The 24,972-nt window shown below is 57.8% G+C and carries 24 protein-coding genes; 10 read left to right on the top strand and 14 right to left on the bottom strand.

Annotated elements, in window-relative coordinates:
- Positions 1-27 precede the first annotated feature (27 nt).
- On the bottom strand, positions 28-1,062 hold the full coding sequence (gene rhaT / locus AS136_RS23105; RefSeq protein ID WP_050887617.1) for an L-rhamnose/proton symporter RhaT: 1,035 nt from the start codon (positions 1,060-1,062) through the stop codon (positions 28-30).
- A 289-nt stretch (positions 1,063-1,351) separates the two neighbouring features.
- Here rhaT and sodA point away from each other — a divergent pair, with 289 nt between their 5' ends.
- Positions 1,352-1,972, top strand: a complete 621-nt coding sequence (gene sodA / locus AS136_RS23100) for a superoxide dismutase [Mn] (protein ID WP_004203668.1) — start codon at positions 1,352-1,354, stop codon at positions 1,970-1,972.
- A 72-nt stretch (positions 1,973-2,044) separates the two neighbouring features.
- Positions 2,045-2,719 (top strand): 6-hydroxyaminopurine reductase, encoded by a 675-nt coding sequence (gene yiiM / locus AS136_RS23095; protein ID WP_063267041.1) that lies wholly within the window; start codon positions 2,045-2,047, stop codon positions 2,717-2,719.
- Between the two features lie 63 nt (positions 2,720-2,782).
- On the opposite strand, the gene cpxA is transcribed toward yiiM, so the two are convergent.
- Complete coding sequence (gene cpxA, locus AS136_RS23090) at positions 2,783-4,156, bottom strand: envelope stress sensor histidine kinase CpxA (protein WP_008807874.1); 1,374 nt, start codon at positions 4,154-4,156, stop codon at positions 2,783-2,785.
- Positions 4,153-4,851, bottom strand: a complete 699-nt coding sequence (gene cpxR, locus AS136_RS23085) for an envelope stress response regulator transcription factor CpxR (RefSeq protein WP_002882901.1) — start codon at positions 4,849-4,851, stop codon at positions 4,153-4,155. The genes cpxA and cpxR overlap by 4 nt, the downstream gene beginning before the upstream one ends.
- A 149-nt stretch (positions 4,852-5,000) precedes the next feature.
- On the opposite strand from cpxR, the gene cpxP reads away from it, so the two are divergent.
- The 3 genes from cpxP to pfkA all read left to right on the top strand — a co-directional run bounded on the left by cpxP (position 5,001) and on the right by pfkA (position 7,724).
- Positions 5,001-5,504: a cell-envelope stress modulator CpxP gene (cpxP, locus tag AS136_RS23080; protein WP_004178004.1), complete on the top strand. Its 504-nt coding sequence runs from the start codon at positions 5,001-5,003 to the stop codon at positions 5,502-5,504.
- Between the two features lie 158 nt (positions 5,505-5,662).
- Positions 5,663-6,565, top strand: a complete 903-nt coding sequence (gene fieF / locus AS136_RS23075; RefSeq protein ID WP_008807873.1) for a CDF family cation-efflux transporter FieF — start codon at positions 5,663-5,665, stop codon at positions 6,563-6,565.
- Positions 6,566-6,761: 196 nt separating this feature from the next.
- Positions 6,762-7,724 (top strand): 6-phosphofructokinase, encoded by a 963-nt coding sequence (gene pfkA, locus AS136_RS23070; protein ID WP_002882911.1) that lies wholly within the window; start codon positions 6,762-6,764, stop codon positions 7,722-7,724.
- A gap of 61 nt (positions 7,725-7,785) precedes the next feature.
- On the opposite strand, the gene rraA is transcribed toward pfkA, so the two are convergent.
- From rraA to priA, 7 genes are all read right to left on the bottom strand, one after another.
- Positions 7,786-8,271 (bottom strand): ribonuclease E activity regulator RraA, encoded by a 486-nt coding sequence (rraA, locus tag AS136_RS23065; RefSeq protein WP_002882913.1) that lies wholly within the window; start codon positions 8,269-8,271, stop codon positions 7,786-7,788.
- A gap of 92 nt (positions 8,272-8,363) precedes the next feature.
- On the bottom strand, positions 8,364-9,284 hold the full coding sequence (menA, locus tag AS136_RS23060) for a 1,4-dihydroxy-2-naphthoate polyprenyltransferase (protein WP_048963694.1): 921 nt from the start codon (positions 9,282-9,284) through the stop codon (positions 8,364-8,366).
- A 69-nt stretch (positions 9,285-9,353) separates the two neighbouring features.
- Positions 9,354-10,688 (bottom strand): HslU--HslV peptidase ATPase subunit, encoded by a 1,335-nt coding sequence (gene hslU, locus AS136_RS23055; protein WP_063267040.1) that lies wholly within the window; start codon positions 10,686-10,688, stop codon positions 9,354-9,356.
- Positions 10,689-10,697: 9 nt separating this feature from the next.
- Positions 10,698-11,228 carry an ATP-dependent protease subunit HslV gene (hslV, locus tag AS136_RS23050; protein ID WP_002882918.1) on the bottom strand — a complete coding sequence of 177 codons (531 nt, stop codon included), beginning with the start codon at positions 11,226-11,228 and terminating at the stop codon, positions 10,698-10,700.
- Between the two features lie 91 nt (positions 11,229-11,319).
- Positions 11,320-12,282, bottom strand: a complete 963-nt coding sequence (ftsN, locus tag AS136_RS23045) for a cell division protein FtsN (protein WP_071599441.1) — start codon at positions 12,280-12,282, stop codon at positions 11,320-11,322.
- 93 nt (positions 12,283-12,375) lie between these two features.
- The gene (gene cytR / locus AS136_RS23040) at positions 12,376-13,404 is read right to left on the bottom strand and encodes a DNA-binding transcriptional regulator CytR (RefSeq protein ID WP_004203676.1); all 1,029 of its coding nucleotides are present in this window, start codon (positions 13,402-13,404) and stop codon (positions 12,376-12,378) included.
- 150 nt (positions 13,405-13,554) lie between these two features.
- On the bottom strand, positions 13,555-15,750 hold the full coding sequence (gene priA / locus AS136_RS23035) for a primosomal protein N' (protein WP_008807869.1): 2,196 nt from the start codon (positions 15,748-15,750) through the stop codon (positions 13,555-13,557).
- Positions 15,751-16,002: 252 nt separating this feature from the next.
- Here priA and rpmE point away from each other — a divergent pair, with 252 nt between their 5' ends.
- Entirely contained in the window at positions 16,003-16,215 is a 213-nt protein-coding gene (rpmE, locus tag AS136_RS23030; RefSeq protein ID WP_008807868.1) for a 50S ribosomal protein L31, read from the top strand.
- Positions 16,216-16,317: 102 nt separating this feature from the next.
- Here the strand turns inward: rpmE and metJ are convergent, their stop codons facing one another.
- Positions 16,318-16,635: a met regulon transcriptional regulator MetJ gene (gene metJ, locus AS136_RS23025; protein ID WP_004107547.1), complete on the bottom strand. Its 318-nt coding sequence runs from the start codon at positions 16,633-16,635 to the stop codon at positions 16,318-16,320.
- A gap of 267 nt (positions 16,636-16,902) precedes the next feature.
- On the opposite strand from metJ, the gene metB reads away from it, so the two are divergent.
- Both metB and AS136_RS23015 read left to right on the top strand, forming a co-directional pair.
- The gene (gene metB, locus AS136_RS23020; protein WP_008807867.1) at positions 16,903-18,063 is read left to right on the top strand and encodes a cystathionine gamma-synthase; all 1,161 of its coding nucleotides are present in this window, start codon (positions 16,903-16,905) and stop codon (positions 18,061-18,063) included.
- A 2-nt stretch (positions 18,064-18,065) separates the two neighbouring features.
- Complete coding sequence (locus tag AS136_RS23015) at positions 18,066-20,498, top strand: bifunctional aspartate kinase/homoserine dehydrogenase II (protein WP_063267039.1); 2,433 nt, start codon at positions 18,066-18,068, stop codon at positions 20,496-20,498.
- A gap of 38 nt (positions 20,499-20,536) precedes the next feature.
- Here AS136_RS23015 and AS136_RS23010 read toward each other — a convergent pair whose 3' ends face one another.
- Positions 20,537-20,908 carry a carboxymuconolactone decarboxylase family protein gene (locus AS136_RS23010; protein ID WP_008807865.1) on the bottom strand — a complete coding sequence of 124 codons (372 nt, stop codon included), beginning with the start codon at positions 20,906-20,908 and terminating at the stop codon, positions 20,537-20,539.
- A 91-nt stretch (positions 20,909-20,999) separates the two neighbouring features.
- Here AS136_RS23010 and AS136_RS23005 point away from each other — a divergent pair, with 91 nt between their 5' ends.
- Together AS136_RS23005 and metF are read left to right on the top strand one after the other, a co-directional pair.
- On the top strand, positions 21,000-21,908 hold the full coding sequence (locus AS136_RS23005; protein ID WP_063267038.1) for a LysR family transcriptional regulator: 909 nt from the start codon (positions 21,000-21,002) through the stop codon (positions 21,906-21,908).
- 226 nt (positions 21,909-22,134) lie between these two features.
- Positions 22,135-23,022, top strand: coding sequence for a methylenetetrahydrofolate reductase (metF, locus tag AS136_RS23000; protein ID WP_008807863.1), 888 nt, complete (start codon positions 22,135-22,137; stop codon positions 23,020-23,022).
- A 90-nt stretch (positions 23,023-23,112) separates the two neighbouring features.
- Here the strand turns inward: metF and gldA are convergent, their stop codons facing one another.
- The gene (gene gldA, locus AS136_RS22995; protein WP_016162055.1) at positions 23,113-24,216 is read right to left on the bottom strand and encodes a bifunctional L-1,2-propanediol dehydrogenase/glycerol dehydrogenase; all 1,104 of its coding nucleotides are present in this window, start codon (positions 24,214-24,216) and stop codon (positions 23,113-23,115) included.
- 54 nt (positions 24,217-24,270) lie between these two features.
- Positions 24,271-24,933, bottom strand: a complete 663-nt coding sequence (gene fsa, locus AS136_RS22990) for a fructose-6-phosphate aldolase (RefSeq protein ID WP_012543262.1) — start codon at positions 24,931-24,933, stop codon at positions 24,271-24,273.
- Between the last annotated feature and the right edge of the window lie 39 nt (positions 24,934-24,972).

The following is a 24,972-nucleotide window of genomic DNA, read 5'->3' as shown; positions in this document are numbered from 1 at the left end:
GTCGTTGTCTGGCTGATGACCCGGTGGTTAACTGGCCATTCCCAGACCGACGATATTGGCGGCGATGATGATCACCACGCAGCCGAGGCTCAGGACGCTCACCGGACGACGACCGGCGTTGTTCCACTCCTTCAGCACCAGACCCACCAGACCGCCACACAGCACGTAGAAACTCATGTGCAGCATCCAGCTCATATAGTCATACTGCGCCGGAATGCTGGCATGGCCCCAGGCATAGAAGAAGAACTGGAGATACCACATCAGGCCGCCGAGGGCGGAGAGCAACAGGTTGCTGATGATGAGCGGTTTAGCCAGCGAAAAATCGGCTTTGACTGACAGGTTCTTCACTTTCGCCAGACGAATAAAGCAGAAGCCGAGGTTGACCAGCGCCCCGCCGCCCATAATGACTACGTAGCTTGGCAGCGCCGCGTACAGCGGGTCGACGCCGAGCGCTGCGGCGGCGTCATGCATCGGTTTGGCGGCGTTCATCGCGAACGACATCCCTGCCGAGAAGATGCCGCACATCACCGCCAGCAGAAGTCCTTTCTTCAGATTGAACTCTTCGGCTTTGATGCCCATTTTGCGCTCTTTCAGCTGGCCCGCGCGGGTGACGATGCCGACGCCAAGTACCGCCACCAGCACGCCGAGCAGCGTCATTTGACCGCCCTGGGTGTGCATCAGCACCGAAAACTGACCGTTAATAATCGGCGTCATCAGCGTGCCGACAATCAGCGTGATGCCAATGGCGATGCCTATTCCCATCGACATGCCGAGATAGCGCATGGTCAGGCCATAGTTGATATTACCAATGCCCCACATGGCGCCGAACAGAAAGACCGGCAGCAGCGTAGAGGCGTTAAAGGAGCGGTAGTAGGCCCAGAAATCGGGTAACAGCGTGGCGCTGATGGCCCAGGGCAGGATCAGCCAGGAGACGATCCCTCCAACCGACCACATGGTTTCCCACGACCAGTGTTTTACTTTTTTGAACGGGGCATAGAAACAGGCGGCACTGGCGGCCCCTATCAAATGCCAAAAAATACCCATCGTAATCGCGTGGTTCATTGATTTTATCCTCATCTTTTTTTATCGGAGACGGCGGCTTCCGATGTGATGAGTGTAAAAATTAGCCGCTTTGGCCGCCTTCAAGCCGTTGCCACAGGATGGCGAACCCTGGCAACCATGGGCTTAATTAGTTGTTCTACATCACAAAATGACGGGTATTTCTTCTGGTTATATCCATATGAAAAATACGGCATTGATAAGCATTTTCAATACCATTTAATTAACTATAATGGACAAACTGCTTACGCGGCGTTAACACTTGAGCCGCTCGACAATAATGGAGATGATTATGAGCTATACCCTGCCATCCCTGCCGTACGCTTACGATGCTCTGGAACCGCACTTCGACAAGCAGACGATGGAGATCCATCACACTAAACACCATCAGACCTACGTGAACAATGCCAACGCCGCGCTGGAAAGCCTGCCGGAGTTCGCTAACCTGTCCGCTGAAGAGCTGATCACCAAGCTGGATCAGCTGCCGGCTGACAAAAAGACCGTACTGCGTAACAACGCGGGCGGCCACGCTAACCACAGCCTGTTCTGGAAAGGCCTGAAAACCGGCACCACCCTGCAGGGTGACCTGAAAGCGGCTATCGAGCGCGATTTCGGCTCTGTAGACAATTTCAAAGCGGAATTCGAAAAAGCCGCTGCGACCCGTTTCGGCTCTGGCTGGGCGTGGCTGGTCCTGAAAGGTGACAAACTGGCCGTTGTCTCCACCGCCAACCAGGATTCCCCGCTGATGGGCGAAGCCATTTCCGGCGCTTCCGGCTTCCCGATCCTGGGTCTGGACGTGTGGGAACACGCTTATTACCTGAAATTCCAGAACCGTCGTCCGGACTACATCAAAGCCTTCTGGGACGTAGTGAACTGGGACGAAGCTGCAGCGCGTTTTGCCGCTAAAAAATAAGGTTGCATTGCGCTAAGAGAGAAGCGAGTCTGATGACTCGCTTTTTTTATATCTGTAGCAAGGAGAGCAGCCATGCATTATCCGGTGAATGTCTTTGTCGGCAAAATCAGGGACTACGCGGGCAGTCGCCCCAGCGCGATCGGCAAAATCCAGGTCGATGGCGAATTGCAGCTCGGCGATCTCGGCCTCGATGGGGATGAGCAGGCGGAGAAGAAAATACACGGCGGGCCGGACCGCGCGCTGTGCCACTATCCGCGCGAACACTATGCCGACTGGATGCGTGAATTCCCCCAGCAGGCCGAGCGCTTCTGCGCGCCGGCGTTCGGCGAAAACCTCTCCACCACCGGGCTCACCGAGCAAAATGTTTATATCGGCGATATCTTTCGCTGGGGCGAGGCGCTGATCCAGGTCACCCAGCCGCGATCGCCGTGCTTCAAGCTCAACTTTCATTTTGCGATCAGTGATATGGCGCAGCTGGTGCAAAACAGCGGGAAGACCGGCTGGTTGTATCGGGTGATTGCCGGGGGGCAAGTCTCCAGCGATGCGCCCCTAGAACTGGTTTCCCGGCTGAGCGATGTCAGTGTCCATGAGGCCGGGGCGATTGCCTGGCAGATGCCGTTTGATGATGATCAGTATCATCGTTTATTGTCGGCTGCGGGCCTGTCGGTGAGCTGGAGCAGAACGCTGCAGAAACGACGTTTAAGCGGTAAGATCGAGGATAGTTCGCGGAGATTGTGGGGGAAATAATTCCCCCACATTGAGTATTTTCGGGGATGCTCCCGGCGTAGCGCAGCGCAAGCCGGGACAGAGTCAGGTGCGCTTATACAGCGGCAGCCAAAGGGTTAAGCGCAAACCACCCAGCGGGCTGTCGTCGGCCTTCACCCAACCGCGGTGTTGCTGAATAGCGGTTTCGACAATCGCCAGCCCCAGGCCGGTGCCGCCGGACTCGCGGTCGCGCGCCTCGTCGGTCCGGTAGAATGGCCGGAAAATCTGTTCGCGATCCTCCGGGCTGACGCCCGGGCCGTCGTCGTCGACGTTAACCGTAATCCCGTCTTTATCCACCGAGAAGCTGACGGAAATCTTCGTGTGTGAGTAGCGCAGGGCGTTGCGGACGATATTTTCCAGCGCGCTTTCCAGCGCATTAGGATTACCGTACAGCGGCCAGGGGCCCGGCGGATACTCAACGGTGAAAGATTTACCCATCTGCTCGGCTTCAAACGCCGCGTTGTCCAGCACTTCGCCCCACAGCTGATTGGCTTTCACCGTCTCGCTGACCAGGGCATTTTTGGCCTGATTGCGCGACATCACCAGCAGGTCGTTGATCATGCTGTCCAGCCGGTGCGCCTCGGTTTCGATGCGCTCCAGCTCCTTGCTCTCACCGCTGCGGCGACGCAGCAGGGCGGTGCCCAACTGCAGGCGCGTAAGTGGTGTACGCAGCTCATGCGAGATATCAGACAGCAGCCGCTGCTGGCTGGTCATCATCCGCTCCAGCGCGGTGACCATCTGGTTAAAGCTGGCGCCAGCGGCTAAGAACTCCTGCGGCCCGGCTTCCAGCTCCGGATGCTGGCGCAGGTTGCCCTGGGCGACTTCGTCGGCGGCGTTTTTCAGCTTACGCGCCGGTTTCGCCAGGCTCCACGCCAGCCACAGCAGCAGCGGGGCGCTGACCAGCATCGTGACGATCAGCAGCAGCAGCGGCCGGTCAAACAACAGGTTGATAAAGTCGGATTGGGAGGTGCTGGCGGGACGAATCAGATAGAGCTGATAGTTATCCTCGCCGTCCCTGACGGAAAACGGGCCCACCATTTCCAGGCGGCCATAGCGTTTTTTCTGCGGATGATCGGCATTATCGGCCTGGCCGATAAAGTTACGAATGATCTGCATCTCGTTGCGTTCTGCGCCGATCACGCGGCCTTCGCTGGTCACCAGCAGCAGGCGTTGTCCCGGCGGCGCCCATTTATCGATGGCGCGAAACAGACGGCGCCACCACATCAGGTCGTTTGGCGGATCGTTGGCCAGCTCGGCCTCGACGTGCTGCTCGATCATGATGCCCTGACGCTGCTCGCTTTCCAGCAGCTCGGTCATCTGCCGGGAATCCAGTTTGGGCAACATCAGCACCAGCATCAACACCAGCGCCAGCGTGAGCCAGAAGATGGCGAAGATGCGTGCAGTCAAACTTCCAATCATGAAGCGGAAACCATCAGATACCCGCGGCCACGCAGCGTTTTAAACCACGGATGGCCATCTTTGCGCTCCGGCAGCTTACGCCGCAGGTTGGAAATATGCATATCGATGGCGCGGTCGAACGGCGTCAGGCGCTTGCCTAACACTTCCTGGCTTAAATGTTCACGCGACACTACCTGGCCGAGATGCTGCGCTAACAGATAGAGCAGGGTGAACTCGGTACCGGTGAGCTCCAGCGTCTGACCATCGAAATTGGCTTCCTGGCGGCCCGGGTTCAGGCTTAAGGCATCCACTTCCAGCGTTGGCGATCCGGCTTCGGTCGTCTGCTGCTGCTCGCTCCAGTGGGAACGGCGCAGAATCGCGCGTATACGGGCCACCAGTTCACGATCGTTGAACGGCTTAGGCAAATAGTCATCCGCGCCCAGCTCAAGGCCGAGAACGCGATCCAGCTCGCTCCCGCGCGCTGTTAGCATGATAACCGGGGTCTGGTGTGTCTGACGCAGCTCTTTCAGCGTATCGATACCGTTTTTCTTCGGCATCATTACGTCGAGCAGCAATAAATCAACGCTGTCGTCCAGAAGGGCCAGCGCCTGTTCCCCATCATGGGCCACCAGCACGTTAAAACCTTCCATATCGAGCAGCTCTTTTAACAGGGAGGTGAGCTCCCGGTCATCATCAACTAACAGGATTTTATTCATCTTTTAAATACCTCCGAGGCAGAAATTACGTCATCAAGGCCCGCTAATCCATGACTTTACGTTGTTTTACACCCCCTGACGCATGTTTGCAGCCTGAATCGTAGACTGTCTCTCGTTGAATCGCGACACAAACGTTTTGGGAGTATGTGATGCGCAATGTTATCGCTGCCGTCATGGCCTCAACGCTGGCGCTAAGTGCATATAGCCAGGCCGCTGAAGTCGTTACCAGCGTTAACTGGCTCCCCGGAGACGAAGGGGGACAGCGCGGTAGCCAGAGCCATATGTTTGACGGCATAAGTTTAACCGAGCAGCAACGTCAGCAGTTACGGGATCTTATGCAACGGGCACGCCACGACAGGCTCCCCGTTAATGTTAGCGAAATGGAGACAATGCATCGCCTTGTCACCGCAGAAAATTTTGATGAAAACGCTGTGCGCGCTCAGGCAGAAAAGATGGCGCAGGAACAGGTTGCTCGCCAGGTTGAAATGGCTAAGGTCCGCAACCAGATGTACCACCTGCTTACGCCAGAGCAGCAAGCGGTTTTAAATGCTAAGCACCAGCAACGTATGGATCAGTTGCGTGAGGTTGCAAGGATGCAGAAAGGCTCAGCAATGATGCTTTCGAGTAGTAGCAACACCCTGCAACCCCAGTAACAAACCCTGTTTTCCTTGCCATAGACACCATCCCTGTCTTCCCCCACATGATGTGGGGGTTTTTTTTGCCCTTTTTTCGGCAAATCAACTTCTTCGCGTATCCCGTGAGCGTCACAAGTTCAGGTTATACTAAGCGCATTGCAGGAGAAGGAGCCTATATGAATCAATCTTATGGCCGGTTGGTCAGCCGCGCCGCTATCGCCGCGACGGCCATGGCCTCCGCGTTACTTTTGATCAAAATTTTTGCGTGGTGGTATACCGGTTCAGTCAGTATTCTGGCTGCGCTGGTGGATTCGCTGGTGGATATTGCCGCCTCGCTGACCAACCTGCTGGTGGTTCGCTATTCGCTGCAACCTGCTGATGAAGAGCATACCTTTGGCCACGGCAAAGCGGAATCGCTGGCGGCGCTGGCGCAAAGCATGTTTATCTCCGGCTCGGCGTTGTTTCTGTTTCTCACCGGCATCCAGCACCTGGTGCGTCCGGAGCCGCTGCAGGCCGCTGGCGTCGGGGTCGTCGTCACGTTGATCGCCCTGTTCAGCACGCTGGCGCTGGTGACCTTCCAGCGCTGGGTGGTGCGAAAAACCCAGAGCCAGGCGGTGCGGGCGGATATGCTTCATTATCAGTCTGATGTTATGATGAACGGCGCTATTCTGGTGGCGCTGGGCCTTTCCTGGTACGGCTGGCATCGCGCCGATGCGTTGTTTGCCTTAGGAATTGGCATCTATATTTTATATAGCGCGCTGCGGATGGGCTATGAGGCGGTTCAGTCACTACTCGACCGCGCCTTGCCTGACGAGGAGCGTCAGGACATTATCACCATCGTGACCGCATGGCCCGGCATCCGCGGGGCGCACGATCTACGAACGCGGCAGTCAGGGCCGACCCGCTTTATTCAGATTCATTTGGAAATGGAAGATAACCTCCCGCTGGTGCAAGCCCACGTGATTGCAGACCAGGTGGAGCAGGCGATTCTGCGCCGTTTCCCGGGTTCCGATGTCATTATCCATCAGGATCCCAGTTCTGTGGTGCCAGCGGCGCAGCAGGGCTTTTTTGAGCGTTAGGTTATAGTCTGTAAACTCGATGTAAAAATGTGGGGCAGATCGGCATTTTTTGTATAAATTACCGCCGTTTGGTCTGACCTGAATCAATTCAGCTTGAGGCGTTTGATATACTATTGTCATTAGCGTCGTGCACTCCTGGTGAGGGAGCGCTTCAGGCAACAGAATTATTTTTTGCTTCCTAAGTTCAGAGGTAGTCATGATTAAGAAAATCGGTGTGTTGACAAGTGGCGGTGATGCGCCGGGCATGAACGCAGCAATTCGTGGCGTTGTGCGCGCGGCATTAACGGAAGGTCTGGAAGTTTTTGGAATCTATGACGGTTACCTCGGATTGTATGAAGACCGTATGGTTCAGCTCGACCGTTACAGCGTTTCCGACATGATCAACCGCGGCGGCACCTTCCTGGGCTCCGCTCGCTTCCCGGAATTCCGCGAAGAACACATTCGCGCTGTGGCTATCGAAAACATGAAGAAGCGCGGCCTGGATGCGCTGGTGGTTATCGGTGGTGACGGGTCCTATATGGGGGCAATGCGCCTGACCGAGATGGGCTTCCCGTGCATCGGTCTGCCGGGCACCATCGACAACGATATCAAAGGCACTGACTACACCATCGGCTTTTTCACCGCCCTGAGCACCGTGGTGGAAGCGATTGACCGTCTGCGCGACACCTCTTCTTCACACCAGCGCATCTCCGTGGTGGAAGTGATGGGCCGTTACTGCGGCGACCTGACCCTGGCGGCGGCGATTGCCGGCGGCTGTGAGTTCATCATGGTGCCGGAAGTGGAATACACCCGTGACGATCTGGTGGCCGAAATCAAAGCCGGTATCGCGAAAGGTAAGAAACACGCTATCGTGGCGATCACCGAGCACATGTGCGACGTTGACGAGCTGGCAAGCTACATCGAGAAAGAAACCGGGCGTGAAACTCGCGCCACCGTCCTCGGCCACATTCAACGCGGCGGTTCCCCGGTTCCTTACGACCGCATCCTGGCTTCCCGCATGGGCGCCTATGCAATTGAGCTGCTGCTGCAAGGCCATGGCGGCCGTTGCGTCGGCATCCAGAACGAGAAGCTGGTGCACCACGACATCATCGATGCCATCGAGAACATGAAGCGTCCGTTCAAGAACGACTGGCTGGATTGCGCGAAGAAACTGTACTAAGTTGCGCGTCGGATAAACAAAAGGCCTTCTCATGGAGAAGGCCTTTTTTATGGCGGAGGGTTTATTCGATATCCAGCGGGTCTTCCGACAGGATCATCCCGGTGTTATCGGCATACAGATGGTCGCCGGAGAAGAAGGTCACCCCGCCGAAATTGACGCGCACGTCGCTTTCGCCGATGCCTTCGCCAGCCGCGCCGACCGGAATAGCCGCCAGCGCCTGGATGCCGATGTCCAGTTCCTCAAGGTCGTCAACCTGGCGCACCGCGCCATAGACCACTAACCCTTCCCATTCATTCTGTACGGCCAGACGCGCCAGGTCGGCGTCAATTAACGCGCGTCGTACTGAGCCGCCGCCGTCGATCAGGAGAATATGACCACGGCCGTTCTGCTCGAGCAGATCATAGAGCAACCCGTTATCCTCGAAACATTTTACCGTAATGATTTGTCCACCAAACGACGACCGTCCTCCAAAGTTAGAGAACAGCGGTTCCACGACGTTGACATCTTCCTGGTAGATGTCACAAAGCTCGGAAGTATCGTATTTCATAGGCTTAACGTTCAGTTGCTGCGAGAGTTTTTAGTATATCCCGCGAATCCCATTGTTGGCAAAATCATCAATTGTTAATTGATATTTGTCAGTTAAGCCATCAGCTTACTGGCAATAATTCCGATGACAAACAGCAGGTTGGTCAGTAAGGCCCCTTTAACCGTCTTTTCGAGCATCGGCCGCATCGCCAGCGGATCGGATTCGCGCAGGACGTAGCGCGCCTGTTTCACCAGCAGCGGCGTGGCGAGAATAAACAGCCAGCCCCAGGCTGAATGCAGCGCCAGCAGATTAAACAGCGCCAGACACAGCAGGGCGCCGAACAGCAGGCAGGCATGATAGCGGCGGGCATTGACCGGGCCCAGGCGCACGGCGAGGGTGTTCTTCCCGTTCTGCCGGTCGCTATCAATATCCCGCAGATTATTGATGTTCAGCACGGCGGTCGCCAGCAGACCGCAGGCCGTCGCCGGCAGAAAAATGGCCGCTTCCACATTGTGCGCTTGCAGATACCAGCTGCCAAGGACGCTCAACCAGCCGAAGAAAATGAGTACCGAGATATCACCCAGGCCAATATATCCATACGGGCGGGTGCCCACCGTGTAGGTGATGGCGGCCACGATGGACAGGCCACCCAGCACAAGGAAGCCGATAAAATCGCCGACACTCTGCCAGGCGGCGCACAGCAGCGCCAGACCAAACAGACAGATCAGCGCGACGGTGACGATGAGAGCGCGCTTCATCTGCTGGGGGGTAATCACCCCTTTCTGCATGCCGCGCAGCGGCCCGATGCGATCGGGTTTATCGCTCCCTTTGACTGCGTCGCCATAGTCATTCGCCAGGTTAGAAAGAATTTGCAGCAAGCCAGCGGTGATCAGCGCCAGCAGAGCAACCCAGGGATCAAAATGGCCCTGCTGCCAGGCAAGGGTGGTGCCAACAATAATCGCGGCAAACGCCAGCGGTAACGTTTTAGGACGCAGGCTTTCCAGCCATGCCCGAGAACGGCTGATATCAGTCATAGTTATTTTAGCCAATAAAAATGGGGGCTATAGCCCCCATCAACAGTGATGAAAATGCATTGCACCGGATTATAGGATAAAACGGCTCAGATCTTCATCTGCCACCAGAACATCCAGGTGGTTACTCACATATTCGGCATCGATAATGACGGTCTGGCCGTTCATCTCGCTGGCATCATAGGAAATATCTTCCACCAGACGCTCCAGCACGGTGTGCAGGCGACGCGCACCGATGTTCTCGGTGGTTTCGTTTACCTGCCACGCGGCCTGGGCGATACGCTTGATACCGTCTTCGGTGAATTCGATATTCACCCCTTCGGTCGCCATCAGCGCTTTATACTGCACGGTGATGGAGGCATTCGGCTCGATCAGGATGCGCTCGAAGTCATGGGTGGTCAGCGCTTTCAGCTCAACGCGGATCGGCAGACGCCCCTGCAGCTCAGGGATCAGATCGGACGGACTGGCCACCTGGAACGCGCCGGAGGCGATAAACAGAATGTGGTCGGTCTTAACCATCCCGTGCTTGGTGGAGACGGTGCAGCCTTCAACCAGCGGCAGCAGGTCGCGCTGTACGCCTTCGCGAGACACGTCCGGGCCGGAGGAGTTGCCGCCGCGCTTACAGATTTTGTCGATTTCGTCGATAAAGACGATACCGTGCTGTTCTACAGCGTCGATGGCTTCCTGCTTCAGCTCTTCCGGGTTGACCAGCTTGGCCGCTTCTTCTTCAATCAGCAGCTTCATCGCGTCTTTGATTTTCAGCTTACGCGGTTTCTGCTTCTGACCGCCGAGGTTCTGGAACATGGACTGCAGCTGGCTGGTCATCTCTTCCATGCCCGGAGGGGACATGATTTCAACGCCCATCGGCGCCGCAGCGAGATCGATTTCAATCTCTTTATCGTCCAGCTGGCCTTCACGCAGTTTCTTGCGGAACGCCTGGCGCGCAGCAGAGGGTTCCTGCGGCTGTTCAGCCTGGCCCCAGTTGTTTTTCGCCGGTGGGATCAGCACGTCAAGCACGCGCTCTTCCGCCAGCTCTTCCGCGCGGTAACGGTTCTTATCGATGGACTGCATGCGAACCATTTTGATCGCCGCATCGGTCAGATCGCGGATGATCGAGTCTACTTCTTTACCAACATAGCCCACTTCGGTGAACTTGGTCGCTTCAACTTTAATAAACGGCGCGTTGGCCAGTTTCGCCAGACGACGGGCAATCTCGGTTTTACCGACGCCGGTTGGGCCGATCATCAGAATGTTTTTCGGCGTGACTTCATGACGCAGCTCTTCGTTAAGCTGCATCCGGCGCCAGCGGTTACGCAGGGCGATAGCAACAGAACGCTTGGCGGCGTCCTGGCCGATAATGTGTTTGTCCAGTTCGCTGACAATTTCGCGTGGGGTCATTTCAGACATGGGAGATCCTTACGCTTTAGAAGGTAATTCTTCGATGGTGTGGAAATGGTTGGTATAGATGCAGATATCACCTGCAATATCCAACGCTTTCTCGGCGATGTCGCGCGCGCCCATATCGGTGTTTTCCAACAGCGCGCGGGCCGCGGCCTGGGCGTAAGGACCGCCGGAGCCGATAGCAATCAAATCGTTTTCTGGCTGTACCACGTCGCCGTTACCGGTGATGATAAGCGACGCGTTTTCGTCCGCGACGGCCAGCAGCGCTTCCAGCTTGCGCAACATCCGATCGGTTCGCCAGTCTTTGGCCAGCTCAACGGCGGCCTTCACCAGATGGCCCTGGTGCATTTCCAGTTTACGTTCAAACAGTTCGAACAGCGTGAAGGCGTCAGCGGTGCCGCCAGCAAAACCGGCAATCACTTTGTCGTTATACAGACGACGCACTTTCTTCACGTTGCCCTTCATCACGGTGTTGCCCAGCGTGGCCTGGCCATCACCGGCAATAACAACATGGCCGTTACGGCGAACACTTACAATTGTAGTCACGAGCAGACCCCTTGGTTGCAAAAGCGGAACAGGGGCCCCGCGCTGTCCGCGGGGCCGAATGCAATTATAGATGGGGGGGATTTTGAGGGTTTCAACCCCTGGCGGCGAGACGAATGCAGTTCGCGTGTCCGGCCATCTTCAGACGGGTGATCATCTCGTTGGCGCTTTCTTTGCCTTTCAGCGGGCCAATGACTACGCGGTTCCAGCCGTTGTTGGTGGTGATATGTGAAGCAAACCCTTCAAAAGCCAGCTGAGCGCGGACGGTTTCGGCCTGCTCGGCGCCTTTAAAGGAGCCACACTGGATCATCCAGCTACGATCGTCTTTCTTCTCGGCGGCTTTCGGCGCTTCCTCCACGCGGGTTACCGGCGCGGCGGCCTGCGTACGTGGCTGCGTGGTATTGGTATGCGCCGGCGTCTGCAGCAGATCCTGGTACGGCTGCTGGTTCGACGCGGTCTGCTTCGGCTGTTGCTGTTGCACCGGCTTCGGCTGCTGGACGCGCGGCTGCTGCTGCACGGCCTGCGGCTGAGTTTGCGCCCACTGCTGCTGTTGCGCCTGCTGTTGCTGCTGTGCTAAACGCTGACGCTGCAACGTCTGCTGGCGCTGTGCCGGGGTTTGTTCGTTCCACGGCACTTCGGTCAGCTGGGTCGGCTGCTGGCGCATATCGGCCTGCATCTGGGCGAGCAGCTGGCGCTGCTCGTCGGTCAGCTGTTCCGGTTTCATCACCTCGCCACCGGCGGTCGGTTCGGTCGGCGCGCGGACGCCAGGCTGGCGGCTTTCCAGCTCTTTGATATAGCGCCAGCGCTCTTCCGGTTTTGGCGGCAAGCCGTTACCGGCGGCCTGGCGATTTTGCATCGCTTCCGCTTCTTCTTTCTTATGGTGCGTAATGAAATAAAGTCCACCGATAAAGGCCACCAGCACCGCCGCCGCGATCGCCACCATAGCCGGTGAAATCGCCGGAAGGCTGCTTTGCTTATTCCTTGAGCTTCGGGTAGTGCTCTTTTTGCGCCGCGAAGAAGCCGGTTGGCTGCGGCGTACATAATCTCGTTGTGCCACTATCGTTTCGCTGTCTTATATTTGTTCGTCAGCCCGCCATGTTACTTAAGCGGCGGGCCTTTGACCAGAAGAGCAGGCCCGAAAGCCTGATGGTTATCGTCTGATTTTTTGCGTACTGCCGCGAACGATCAGTTCGCAATCGAGCAGACGCGAGCCGCTGTTCACATTATGACCCTGCATTTGCTCAAGTAATAGCAGCATTCCTTCACGGCCGATATCAAAACGCGGCTGTGAAACGGTAGTCAACGGCGGATCGCAAAATTCAGACAACGCGATGTTATCGAAGCCGACAATCGACAGGTCGTCCGGCACCTTCAGGCCGCGGCGTTTCGCCAGCGACAAGGCGCCCAGCGCCATCACATCACTATGGCAGAAGACCGCGGTGGGCGGCACCGGCTGTGACAGCAGCTGCTCCAGCGCATTGGCGCCGGCTTCGAAAGTAAAGTTGCCGCGAGCGATATAGTGCGGATCGACGGTGATGCCACTGCGACGCAGCGCCTGCACGTAACCCTGCAGACGATAATGGCACAGCGGCATATCTTCCGGGCCAGCTATACAGCCAATACGCTGGTGTCCCAGTTCGTGGAGATAGTTCACCGCGTTAAAGGCCGCCGTCAGGTTATCGATGTGGACGGTGGGTAACTCCAGCTCCGGCGCGAATTCGTTCGACATGACCATCGGCGGCAAATTGCGCTGCTCTTCCACGCTGGCGTCGAACGGCAGGCGCGAGCTGAGCAGCACCATACCGTCGATCTGCTTGGTGATAATAAGGTCGATAAAGGTTTTTTCTTTCTGGTTCTGGTGGGCGCAATCGCCGATTAACACCAGATAGCCGTGCTCGGCGGCCGTGACTTCAATTCCGCGGATGACTTCACTAAAAAAGGGATCGCAGATATCCGGCACGATCACGAGGATCGTCCGCGATTCGTTGCGCTTCATATTTCGCCCGAGCGACTGGGGTAAATAGCCGACTTCCAGCGCCGCCTGCTCGACCCGGTTACGGGTGGCTTGCGACACCTTATCAGGGTTCATCAACGCTCGGGACACGGTTGCCGTGGAAACGTTTGCCTTGAGGGCGACGTCTTTCATGGTGGCGGCAACCACTTGTTTTTTGGGCTTCACCTGGTTTCTCCTCGCTGAATGGCGCTGACATTTCCCTTGCGCGCTAACTGCTGCATCATTTTTATCAGATAGTCGCGGCAGTGAGTTACAGAATTTTCATGAAAAACGTGATGCTTGTTGAATTTTTCGATCCGGCTCGCAAGAGAAGCCTTACCCTTCAATAGGATCGACATCCAGCACCCATTTCACTTTTCTCGCCTCCGGTAGCGTATTGATTAACGCCAGCGTACCGCTGACGATGTGCTGCAGGCGCACCCGCGAAGGGTGCTGCAGCAATATTTGCCAGCGCCAGCGGCCGCCGCGCTTCGGCGCCAGCGCCGGAACCGGACCGAGCACCCACAGTTTATCGTCGGCCAGCGGGCTGGCCTGCAAGAGATTACGTAACTGCTGTAAAAAAAGCGGCGCCTGCTGGTTGTTATGGTCTTCAGCACGTATCAACACGTGACTGGTCCACGGCGGTAGCTGCATCGTCTGGCGTTCGGCCAGCGCCTGCTCGGCAAAGGCGTCGTAGCCTTTATACAGCAGGGTCTGCAGCAGAGGATGCTCCGGATGGTGGGTTTGCAGGATCACTTCGCCCTGTTTTCCTGCCCGGCCCGCTCGTCCGGAGACCTGGGTATAGAGCTGAGCGAAACGCTCTGCGGAGCGGAAATCAGCGGAAAATAGCGCCCCGTCGACGTCCAGCAGGGAGACGAGGGTCACGTCCGGAAAGTGGTGGCCTTTGGCCAGCATTTGGGTGCCGATCAAAATGCGCGCGCCGCCGCGGTGGACTGCGGCGAGATGTTCCTCAAGCGCCCCTTTACGGCTGGTGGTATCGCGGTCGATACGCGAGATAGGCACGCCAGGGAACAGCGGCGTCAGGGACTGCTCCAGTTGCTCGGTGCCGATACCCACCGGCACCAGATGTGTGGAACCGCAGGAAGGGCACTGGCGCGGGATAGGGCGCTGACTGTCGCAATGGTGGCAGCGCAGATGGTGCTGCGCCTGGTGCAACGTATAGTAGCTGTCGCAGCGCGGGCACTCCGCGATCCAGCCGCAGTCGTGGCACAGTAGCGCCGGCGCAAAGCCGCGGCGGTTAAGAAACAGGATCACCTGGTTATCCGCCTGCAGATGCTGGCGCATGCGGTTGATCAGCGCGGGTGACAGACCCGCCTGCAGCACCTGTCCTTTCAGGTCGAGCACGTGCTGCTGGGCTGGACGCGCGTTGCCCGCGCGTTTGCTTAAGGTTAACTGCCGATATTTGCCCTGGCGGACGTTGTGCAGGGTCTCCAGCGCCGGCGTCGCCGAGCCGAGAATAATCGGGATCTGTTCGCTGTGAGCGCGCCATACCGCCAGGTCGCGGGCGTGGTAGCGCCAGCCTTCCTGCTGTTTGTAGGAGCTGTCATGCTCTTCGTCGATGACGATGACGCCGAGATCTTTAAACGGGGTAAACAGCGAGGAGCGAGTGCCTATCACAATGGCCGCTTCGCCGTTTTTCGCCTTCAGCCAGGCCGAGAGACGTTCGCTGTCATTGAGTCCGGAGTGCAGCACTTCCACCGGCGCATTAAAGCGCTGGCGAAAACGGGCGATAGTTTGCGGCGTCAGGCCGATCTCCGGCACCATCACCAGCGCCTGGCGCCCCTGCGCCAGTACATTCTCCAGCACGCTCAAGTAGACTTCCGTTTTCCCTGAGCCTGTGATGCCTGCCAGTAGCCAGGCGGAGAAGCGATCGGCAGCGCTGTGGATCGCCCCGACGGCGGTGGCCTGTTCGGTATTCAGACGCAGGCGCTCGCCGGCAACCGAATACGTGCTGCGCCAGTCGGTGAGGACGGGCGCTTCACAGGCCAGCTCCGCCAGCCCTTTGCCACGCAGCGCCTGCAGCGCCGCTTCATTAAATTCCAGTTCGCTAACCTGATGACGCCAGATCTTTCCCTGGCGCAGCGCCGCCAGCGCCTGCTGCTGCTTTGGGGAGCGTTTCAGACCGTTGAGGTCGACAGCCTGCCCCTGCTCGGTGGCGAACCAGTACCACAGCGGCGTCGCGCTGGCGGGTTTGCCCTGGCGCAGCAGAATGGGCAGCGCATGGAACAGCACATCGCCAATCGGATGATGGTAATACTCAGCCGCCCACATCAGCAGTCGCCAGACGGTGCCAGAGAAGACCGGCTCGTCGTCCAGCGCTTCGGCGACCGGTTTGAGTTCATCCAGCGGCAGCTCGCTGCGCTCGCTCACCGCCGCGACAATGCCGATCCGCTCCTGTTTGCCGAACGGCACCCGCACCCGACAGCCCGCTTTGACCGTCATGCCATCAGGCAGCAGATAGTCAAAGGTGCGCGGTAGCGGAACGGGTAGGGCAACGTGGGCGACGGGCATGTCATCTTCCTGACTTGAAATCTGGCGGGATAGTATACACATTACGATAAGGCGGCGCGGATCAGTTTGCATATGCTGGTCAAATTCTGTATGATTCGCCGCCTTCAATGCACTTTATACCGCATTGGAGATTGACCATTACCGTACGCTTCGCGCTGTCAGCAGCGTGGAAGACGACGGGAAATTATTAATATCGCGTGGTGTCTGGCGTTAGGGCTGGAAGAGCGACGCGGCCTTAACTGAGGTTCTCCCATGAAAAAAGGTATTCACCCAAAATACGAAGAAATTACTGCTACCTGTTCTTGCGGTAATGTCATGAAAATCCGTTCCACCGTTGGTCACGACCTGAACCTCGACGTGTGCGGTAAATGCCACCCGTTCTTCACCGGCAAACAGCGTGATGTTGCTACCGGTGGCCGTGTTGACCGCTTCAACAAGCGCTTCAGCATCCCGGGCAGCAAGTAAGTTGCCAGAAGAAGCCGCCTCAGGGCGGCTTTTTTGTGCCTCTCGCCAGCCTGGGCGGGACACAAAAAAGGGCGGAAAATTGCTTCCGCCCTTTTTATCAACTCAGTATTCCCACGTATCCGGGTCGATCCCCAGTTCACGCATAATCTCTTTCGCCGCTTCCGGGATCTCATCGCTGCGCTCTTTACGCAGGTCTTCATCGTTAGGCAACGGTTGTCCGGTAAAGGCATGCAGGAACGCTTCGCACAGCAGCTCGCTGTTGGTCGCGTGACGCAGGTTGTTCACCTGACGACGCGTGCGTTCATCGGTGAGGATTTTTAACACCTTCAGAGGAATGGAAACCGTAATTTTCTTTACTTGCTCACTCTTCTTACCGTGCTCAGCGTATGGGCTGATATATTCGCCGCTCCATTCAGCCATGAGATACCTTAATCCTCTGTTTATTAGTGAAGGGCCAGAATATTCCGCCCGGGCTATAATTGCGCGTAGTTTACCGTATGAGCGCGCTTTCTAACATGAGATAAGCCGCTACCGACGTGCGCTAATGCATATAATTTTAACGGCTATTTGCACTTTGCTCAATCTATACGCAAAGAAGTTTAGATGTCCAGATGTATTGACGTCTATTGTGACAATGTTTACTCTGGAGCCTGACTTTTCACCGATTCAGCCCAGGAACTTCCCAACATGACGCGTAAACAGGCCACCATCGCAGTGCGTAGCGGTTTAAATGACGACGAGCAGTACGGTTGCGTTGTCCCGCCGATCCACCTTTCCAGTACCTATAACTTTACCGGCTTTAATGAACCTCGCGCCCACGACTACTCCCGCCGCGGCAACCCGACGCGTGATGTGGTGCAGCGCGCCTTAGCGGAGCTGGAAGGTGGCGCCGGCGCGGTGCTGACCAATACCGGTATGTCGGCGATCCTGCTGGTGACGACGGTGTTCCTTAAGCCGGGCGATCTGCTGGTGGCGCCGCACGACTGCTACGGCGGCAGCTACCGTCTGTTCGACAGCCTGGCGAAGCGCGGCTGTTATCGCGTCCAGTTCGTCGATCAAAATGATGAGCAGGCGCTGCGGGCGGCGTTGGCGGAAAAACCGAAGCTGGTGCTGGTCGAAAGCCCAAGTAATCCATTGCTGCGGGTGGTGGATATTGCGAAAATCTGTGGTCTGGCGCGTGAGGCAGGCGCGGTGAGCGTGGTGGACAACACCTTCCTGAGCCCGGCGCTGCAAAACCCGCTGGCGCTGGGTGCCGATCTGGTGTTGCATTCCTGTACTAAATACCTGAATGGCCACTCCGATGTGGTTGCCGGGGTGGTGATTGCCAACGATCCGGCGACTGTCACCGAACTGGCATGGTGGGCGAATAATATTGGCGTCACCGGCGGCGCCTTCGACAGCTATTTGTTGCTGCGCGGTCTGCGGACGCTGTCTCCGCGTATGGAAGTGGCGCAGCGTAATGCCCTGGCGATTGTTGAGTATCTGAAAACCCAGCCGCTGGTGAAAAAGCTGTATCATCCGTCGCTGCCGGAAAACCAGGGGCATGAAATTGCGGCGCGTCAGCAAAAAGGTTTTGGCGCAATGTTAAGCTTCGAGCTGGACGGTGACGAGCAGACGCTGCGCCGTTTCCTGAGCGGGCTGTCGCTGTTTACACTGGCGGAATCGCTGGGGGGCGTTGAAAGCCTGATTTCCCATGCGGCAACGATGACGCATGCCGGCATGGCGCCTGAAGCGCGTGCCGCCGCCGGAATTTCAGAAACGCTTCTGCGTATTTCAACCGGTATTGAAGATGGTGAAGATTTAATTGCCGACCTGGAAAATGGCTTCCGGGCAGCAAACGAGGAATAAAAATGAGTGTGATTGCGCAGGCAGGGGCGAAGGGTCGTCAGCTGCACAAATTTGGTGGGAGTAGTTTAGCGGATGCGAAATGTTACCTGCGCGTCGCGGGGATCATGAAGGAATATTCGCAGGCGGGCGACATGATGGTTGTCTCCGCCGCTGGCAGCACCACCAACCAGCTGATCAGCTGGCTTAAACTTAGCCAGAGCGATCGCCTTGCTGCGCATCAGGTTCAGCAGTCGCTTCGCCGTTATCAGACCGAGCTGATTGGCGGTCTGGTGGAGCCGGCGGCGGCTGACACGTTAATTGCCGCCTTCATCCATGACCTTGAGCGTCTGGCAGGGCTGCTTGATGGCGGGGTTACCGAAGCGGTTTATGCGGAAGTGGTCGGCCATGGTGAAGTCTGGTCCGCACGCCTGATGGCGGCGGTTCTTAACCAACTGGGTATGGAAGCGGCCTGGCTGGACGCGCGCGCTTTCCTGCGTGCGGAACGCGCCGCGCAGCCGCAGGTGGATGAAGGATTATCTTATCCACTGCTGCAACAGCTGATGGCGCAACATCCTAATAAGCGTCTGGTGGTGACCGGCTTTATCTCCCGCAACCAGGCCGGGGAAACCGTCCTGCTGGGCCGTAACGGGTCTGACTACTCCGCCACGCAGATCGGTGCGCTGGCGGGCGCCTCTCGCGTCACCATCTGGAGTGATGTCGCCGGGGTGTACAGCGCGGATCCGCGTAAGGTCAAAGATGCCTGTCTGCTGCCGCTGCTGCGTCTGGATGAAGCCAGCGAGCTGGCGCGTCTGGCCGCTCCAGTGCTCCACGCCCGCACGCTGCAGCCGGTGTCCGCCAGCGATATCGATCTGCAGTTACGTTGCAGCTATACGCCGGAACAGGGTTCTACGCGCATTGAGCGCGTGCTGGCTTCGGGTACTGGCGCGCGGATTGTCACCAGCCATGATGACGTCTGTCTGGTGGAGTTCCAGGTGCCGGCCAGCCATGATTTCAAACTGGCGCATAAAGAGCTGGACGCCCTGCTCAAACGCGCCCAGCTGCGCCCGTTAGCCGTTGGCGTCCATGCCGACCGTAAGCTGCTGCAGTTCTGCTATACCTCCGAGGTCGCCGACAGCGCGCTGAAGCTGCTCGATGAAGCGGGTCTGCCGGGCGAGCTGTGTCTGCGTCAGAAGCTGGCGCTGGTGGCGATGGTGGGCGCGGGTGTCACCCGTAACCCACTGCACTGCCATCGTTTCTGGCAGCAACTGAAAGGGCAACCGGTGGAGTTCACCTGGCAGTCCGAAGAGGGGATCAGTCTGGTAGCCGTGTTGCGCGCCGGACCAACGGAAAGCCTGATCCAGGGTCTGCATCAGACCTTGTTTCGTGCAGAGAAGCGTATTGGCCTGATGCTGTTCGGCAAAGGGAACATTGGCTCCCGCTGGCTGGAGCTGTTTGCCCGTGAACAAACTACGCTGTCGGCGCGCACTGGCTTCGAGTTTGTTCTCGCCGGCGTAGTCGACAGTAAACGCAGCCTGCTGAACTACGACGGGCTGGATGCCAGCCGGGCGCTGGCCTTCTTCAACGATGAAGCGGTGGAGCAGGATGAAGAGTCGCTGTTCCTGTGGATGCGCGCGCATCCGTACGATGATTTAGTGGTACTGGACGTCACCGCCAGCGAACAGCTGGCCGACCAGTACCTTGATTTCGCCAGCCATGGCTTCCACGTGATCAGCGCCAACAAGCTGGCGGGCGCCAGCAGCAGTGATAAATATCGCCAGATCCACGACGCGTTTGAGAAGACGGGTCGCCACTGGCTGTATAACGCTACGGTTGGCGCGGGTTTGCCGGTGAACCATACCGTGCGCGATCTGATCGACAGCGGCGACACCATCCTCGGTCTGAGCGGTATCTTCTCGGGAACGCTCTCCTGGCTGTTCCTGCAGTTTGATGGCACCGTGCCGTTCACCGACCTGGTGGATCAGGCCTGGCAGCAGGGGCTGACCGAGCCGGATCCGCGCGTCGATCTGTCCGGTAAGGATGTGATGCGTAAGCTGGTGATCCTCGCGCGGGAAGCGGGTTATGACATCGAACCGGATCAGGTCCGTGTGGAATCACTGGTCCCTGCCCACTGCGAAGAGGGGTCGGTCGATCACTTCTTTGAAAATGGCGAAGAGCTGAACGAGCAAATGCTGCAGCGCCTGGAGGCGGCCCGCGAAATGGGGCTGGTGCTACGCTACGTGGCGCGCTTTGATGCTAACGGCAAAGCACGCGTCGGCGTGGAAGCGGTACGTGAAGAGCACCCGCTGGCGGCGCTGCTGCCGTGCGATAACGTGTTCGCCATCGAAAGCCGCTGGTATCGCGATAACCCGCTGGTGATCCGCGGACCCGGCGCCGGGCGCGATGTGACCGCCGGAGCGATCCAGTCGGATATTAACCGTCTGGCACAGCTGCTGTAGTTCCGAGAAAAAGACCAGGCGCTGCCTGGTCTTTTTTGTTAGTGCGCCGCAAACACCGCCTTGGCGGCAAACAGGCCGTTGAGCGCCGCCGGGAATCCGGCGTAGACCGCCATCTGCATGATCACTTCCGTAATCTCCTCTTGTGTCAGGCCGACATTTAATCCTGCGGCAATGTGTACTTTCAGCTGTGGCGCGGCGTTACCCAGCGCGGTGAGCGCGGCAATAGTAGCGATTTCCCGGCTGCGTAAATCGAGCCCCGGCCGGGCGTAAATATCGCCGAAGGGGAACTCAATCAGATAGCGGGCGAAATCGGGGGCGATATCCTGCAGGCTGTCGACGACGGCTTCCCCGCCGTGGCCATCCACCCGCTGCAGCATTTCCTGACCGGTGATATAACGTTCGCTGGACATCATTTTTTCCTCTCTGTGATGAAGCGTTGAGAGGAAGGGTAGGGAAGTGTGCCGGACTTGAGTAATACCCTTTTCGTGATACCTTTTCAGTATGACAACTTCGCGATTACATTCCCTGGATATTCGCCTGCTGCGCGCCTTTGCCGTGGTGGCGGAGGAAAATAACATCAGCCGGGCGGCGCAGCGGTTATTTATCTCGCAGCCGCCGCTGACCTGCCATATCCGCCATCTGGAAGCGCAGCTGGGGGTGACGCTGTTTCAGCGCCACAGCAAAGGCTTGATCCTGACCGACGCGGGTAGAGAGGTGCTGGAGATGATTCAACCTCTGCTGACGCTCCAGGAACGCACGCTGGCGGCATTGAGTGAGCTCGCCGCCCACTCGCCGCCGTCTCTGCGTCTGGGCGTGACGACGGCCTTCGAACAGGGCATTTTCGCCGCCGTTGAATCTGCGCTGAGCGATCATACCCGCGCGTTGCATATTACCCGCCACGCCTCACCGGCGCTGGCTCAGCAGGTACGCAAAGGCAAACTCGATGCGGCGCTGGTCGCGCTGCCGCTGAATACCGAAGGGCTGCACCTACATCCTTTGCCGTATCAGGAGCCGCTCATCGCGGCATTGCCTGCCTCCTGGCCGGAAGCCGCCAGACCAGCGTTAACGCTACGCGCGCTCAATCATCGGCCGCTGTTCTGGTTTAAACGCGAGCGCAATCCCGATTTCTTTGACTACACGCGACGTATTTTTGACCGGGCTGGCTATACCCCCGCTTACGTGGAAGAGCCTGCCGAACATGATGTGCTGCTGGCGCGTATTGCGCGTGGGGAAGGCATGATCCTCCTGCCGGCGTCCTTTTCCGCGATCCAGCGTCAGGGGGTGGTGTTCTGTCCTGTCGCTGAAGGCGACAACATGCCGTTAAGCCTTGGGGTAGTCTATGCGCCTCACCATGCGGAATCCGTGCAGCAATGGCTCTCACTGCTGGATGATCACCTGACGACTCGCTAGTCTCAGGCTGAACATTGTGCTACCCCATATTGACTGCAGAGCGAGCTCTTTCGGCTGGCAAAGCGGCGGAAGATGAATTTTTTCATTTTTGAGGCTTATTCCTCACTCTTTACGCAGATTTTTCTATTGACGCCCGCGCGCTTTTCCGTCATTTTTACATCTGGACGTCTAAACGTATAGAAGTTCGCAATATAACAGCCATTACATGCGATTGATGAGGTAAGGTATGAGCTTTTTTCACGCCAATCAGCGGGAAGCCCTGAATCAGAGCCTGGCGGAAGTCCAGGGCCAGATTAATGTGTCTTTTGAATTCTTTCCGCCGCGCACCAGTGAAATGGAGCAAACCCTGTGGAAATCCATCGATCGCCTGAGCAGTCTGAAACCGAAGTTTGTTTCGGTAACCTATGGCGCGAACTCTGGCGAGCGCGATCGCACGCACAGCATCATCAAAGGCATTAAAGAGCGAACTGGTCTGGAAGCCGCGCCGCACCTGACCTGTATCGATGCCACTCGTGATGAGCTGCGTACTATCGCTCAGGATTACTGGAACAACGGTATTCGCCATATCGTCGCCCTGCGCGGCGACCTGCCGCCGGGCAGCGGTAAACCGGATATGTATGCCGCCGATCTGGTGACGCTGCTGAAAGAGGTGGGCGATTTTGATATCTCTGTCGCCGCGTATCCTGAAGTGCATCCGGAAGCGAAAAGCGCACAGGCGGATTTGCTGAACCTGAAGCGTAAAGTCGAGGCGGGCGCCAACCGCGCGATCACCCAGTTCTTCTTCGATGTGGAAAGCTACCTGCGTTTTCGCGATCGCTGCGTCTCGGCGGGCATCGACGTGGAAATCATTCCGGGTATCCTGCCGGTCTCCAACTTTAAACAGGCGAAAAAGTTTGCGGATATGACCAACGTCCGTATCCCGGTGTGGATGTCGAAAATGTTCGAAGGGCTGGATAACGACGCCGAAACCCGTCAGCTGGTGGGGGCGAATATCGCCATGGACATGGTGAAGATTTTAAGCCGGGAAGGGGTAAAAGACTTCCACTTCTATACCCTGAACCGCGCCGAGATGAGCTACGCCATCTGCCATACGCTGGGCGTGCGTCCGGCCTGAGTGCTTGCCGTTTCGCGCAGCCTGTGGACGACGCGTCCGGCAGATAAATATAAAAAAACACCCGGCTGATGCCGGGTGTTTTGCTCTGGTTTATTCCCATTCCTGCAGGAAGCGCTGGCCGTATTGGTCGGCCACCAACAGCGCGGCGTAGACCTGGTCTGAATCGACGCCGCCCGGCATATTATGAATGGTTTCGCCTTCAGCGCAGGCGGCTTCCGCCACCAGGCGCATTTTGGTCGGGATATCACCTTTGATATCCAGCTGCGCCAGGGTGATCGGCAGCCCAACGCTGTGGCACAGCGCGGCGACGGTCTCTATTTCGTCCACCGGCGCATTTTCCAGCACCAGCTGCGTCAGGGTACCGAACGCCACTTTTTCCCCGTGATAATAGTGGTGGGCGTCAGGGATGGCCGTCATGCCGTTATGAATCGCGTGCGCCGCCGCCAGGCCGCCGCTTTCGAAACCCACGCCGCTCAGGTAGGTGTTGGCTTCCACCACTCGCTCCAGCGCCGGGGTGACCACGTGCTGTTCGGCGGCCAGCATCGCTTTTTCACCCTCTTCGAGTAAGGTGTTGTAACACAGCTCGGCCAGCGCCAGCGCCGCCTGAGTGCATTTCCCGCCCGCCATGGTGGTGGCGCCGCTACGGGAGCAGGCGCGGGCTTCGAACCAGGTGGCCAGCGCATCGCCAATCCCGGCAGCCAGCAGGCGGGCCGGTGCACCGGCAACAATCTGCGTATCGACAATGACCATGTTGGGGTTGTGCGGCAGCATCAGGTAGCTGTCGAACTCCCCTTCGTCGGTGTAAATCACCGACAGCGCACTACACGGCGCATCGGTGGAGGCGATGGTGGGGGCGATCGCCACCGGCACATTCATAAAGTGAGCCAATGCTTTTGCGGTATCCAGCGTTTTACCACCGCCGATCCCCAGCACGGCGGTGCACTTCGCGCTGCCGGCGATATCGCGCAGGCGATTGATTTCATTATGCGAACACTCACCGCCAAACGGCGCGATTTCGGCCGCCAGGCCAGCGTCGGCCAGGCTTTTACGCAGCATCTCTTCCGCAAACCCCAGTACGAACTTATCGCCGACTACCAGCCAGCGTTCGGCCAGCGGCTTCAGATAGTCGCCGAGGCGCTTGATGGCGCCTGCGCCCTGAATGTATTTGCCTGGTGATTGAATAATGCGATCCATTTCGATTCCTCCTCGATGACCGTGCTGCCGCCCGCAGGCGACTCGCAGGTCCGGTTACAGGTTCAGCGTGCCAAAGGCGTTATTCCAGTCCTGTTCAAACTTCTCTATGGCTGACTCTACCGCAGGGGTGCCGAGCATTTGTTGCGCTACATCTAATGGAAGGGTGATGGCTTCGCAACCGGCCAGCAGGCAATCCAGCGCCTGACGGGGCGTTTTGAAGCTCGCCGCCAGCACTTTGCTCTCGGGCGCATGCATTTCCAGCAGTGATTGCAGCTCCTGCACCATGCGGATGCCGTCCCCGCCCTGGGCGTCAACGCGGTTAACGTAAGGCGCGACGTACTTTGCGCCGGCCAGTGCGGCCAGCAGGCCTTGCGAAGCGCTGTAGACGGCGGTGCCAAGAGTCGGGATGCCTTCCTTCTTCAGCATTTTGATAGCGGCGAGGCCTTCGGCGGTCACCGGGATTTTGACCACGATGCCCGGCACGGCGTTGCTCAGGCGTTTAGCTTCTTCCACCATGCCCAGCGCATCGCGGCTCATGGTCTGCGCGAAGAGGGTGCCCTCCGGACCGATGGCTTTCTGCAGGCGTGGGAGCACGTCCCATACCGGGGTTTTACCGGCGGCGATAATGCTCGGGTTGGTGGTTACCCCGGCCAGCGGGTAAATACGGGCCAGGCGTTCCACTTCGGCGACGTTGGCGGTATCCAGATAGAGTTCCATCGTGTTTTCCTCAATGCTTAATTCGATATTGTCGTTGAG

It is taken from the genome of Klebsiella sp. D5A, from assembly GCF_001620885.1.
In the GTDB taxonomy this organism is placed as follows: domain Bacteria; phylum Pseudomonadota; class Gammaproteobacteria; order Enterobacterales; family Enterobacteriaceae; genus Klebsiella; species Klebsiella variicola.
This window is presented reverse-complemented; position numbering and strand designations above follow the sequence as displayed.

Excerpts from the sequence above, each read along its gene's own strand:
- rhaT (WP_050887617.1), bottom strand. The coding sequence starts at position 1,062 with ATGAACCACGCGATTACGATGGGTATTTTTTGGCATTTGATAGGGGCC.
- sodA (WP_004203668.1), top strand. The coding sequence starts at position 1,352 with ATGAGCTATACCCTGCCATCCCTGCCGTACGCTTACGATGCTCTGGAA.
- yiiM (WP_063267041.1), top strand. The coding sequence starts at position 2,045 with ATGCATTATCCGGTGAATGTCTTTGTCGGCAAAATCAGGGACTACGCG.
- cpxA (WP_008807874.1), bottom strand. The coding sequence starts at position 4,156 with ATGATTGGAAGTTTGACTGCACGCATCTTCGCCATCTTCTGGCTCACG.
- cpxR (WP_002882901.1), bottom strand. The coding sequence starts at position 4,851 with ATGAATAAAATCCTGTTAGTTGATGATGACCGGGAGCTCACCTCCCTG.
- cpxP (WP_004178004.1), top strand. The coding sequence starts at position 5,001 with ATGCGCAATGTTATCGCTGCCGTCATGGCCTCAACGCTGGCGCTAAGT.
- fieF (WP_008807873.1), top strand. The coding sequence starts at position 5,663 with ATGAATCAATCTTATGGCCGGTTGGTCAGCCGCGCCGCTATCGCCGCG.
- pfkA (WP_002882911.1), top strand. The coding sequence starts at position 6,762 with ATGATTAAGAAAATCGGTGTGTTGACAAGTGGCGGTGATGCGCCGGGC.
- rraA (WP_002882913.1), bottom strand. The coding sequence starts at position 8,271 with ATGAAATACGATACTTCCGAGCTTTGTGACATCTACCAGGAAGATGTC.
- menA (WP_048963694.1), bottom strand. The coding sequence starts at position 9,284 with ATGACTGATATCAGCCGTTCTCGGGCATGGCTGGAAAGCCTGCGTCCT.
- hslU (WP_063267040.1), bottom strand. The coding sequence starts at position 10,688 with ATGTCTGAAATGACCCCACGCGAAATTGTCAGCGAACTGGACAAACAC.
- priA (WP_008807869.1), bottom strand. The coding sequence starts at position 15,750 with ATGCCCGTCGCCCACGTTGCCCTACCCGTTCCGCTACCGCGCACCTTT.
- rpmE (WP_008807868.1), top strand. The coding sequence starts at position 16,003 with ATGAAAAAAGGTATTCACCCAAAATACGAAGAAATTACTGCTACCTGT.
- metJ (WP_004107547.1), bottom strand. The coding sequence starts at position 16,635 with ATGGCTGAATGGAGCGGCGAATATATCAGCCCATACGCTGAGCACGGT.
- metB (WP_008807867.1), top strand. The coding sequence starts at position 16,903 with ATGACGCGTAAACAGGCCACCATCGCAGTGCGTAGCGGTTTAAATGAC.
- AS136_RS23015 (WP_063267039.1), top strand. The coding sequence starts at position 18,066 with ATGAGTGTGATTGCGCAGGCAGGGGCGAAGGGTCGTCAGCTGCACAAA.
- AS136_RS23010 (WP_008807865.1), bottom strand. The coding sequence starts at position 20,908 with ATGTCCAGCGAACGTTATATCACCGGTCAGGAAATGCTGCAGCGGGTG.
- AS136_RS23005 (WP_063267038.1), top strand. The coding sequence starts at position 21,000 with ATGACAACTTCGCGATTACATTCCCTGGATATTCGCCTGCTGCGCGCC.
- metF (WP_008807863.1), top strand. The coding sequence starts at position 22,135 with ATGAGCTTTTTTCACGCCAATCAGCGGGAAGCCCTGAATCAGAGCCTG.
- gldA (WP_016162055.1), bottom strand. The coding sequence starts at position 24,216 with ATGGATCGCATTATTCAATCACCAGGCAAATACATTCAGGGCGCAGGC.
- fsa (WP_012543262.1), bottom strand. The coding sequence starts at position 24,933 with ATGGAACTCTATCTGGATACCGCCAACGTCGCCGAAGTGGAACGCCTG.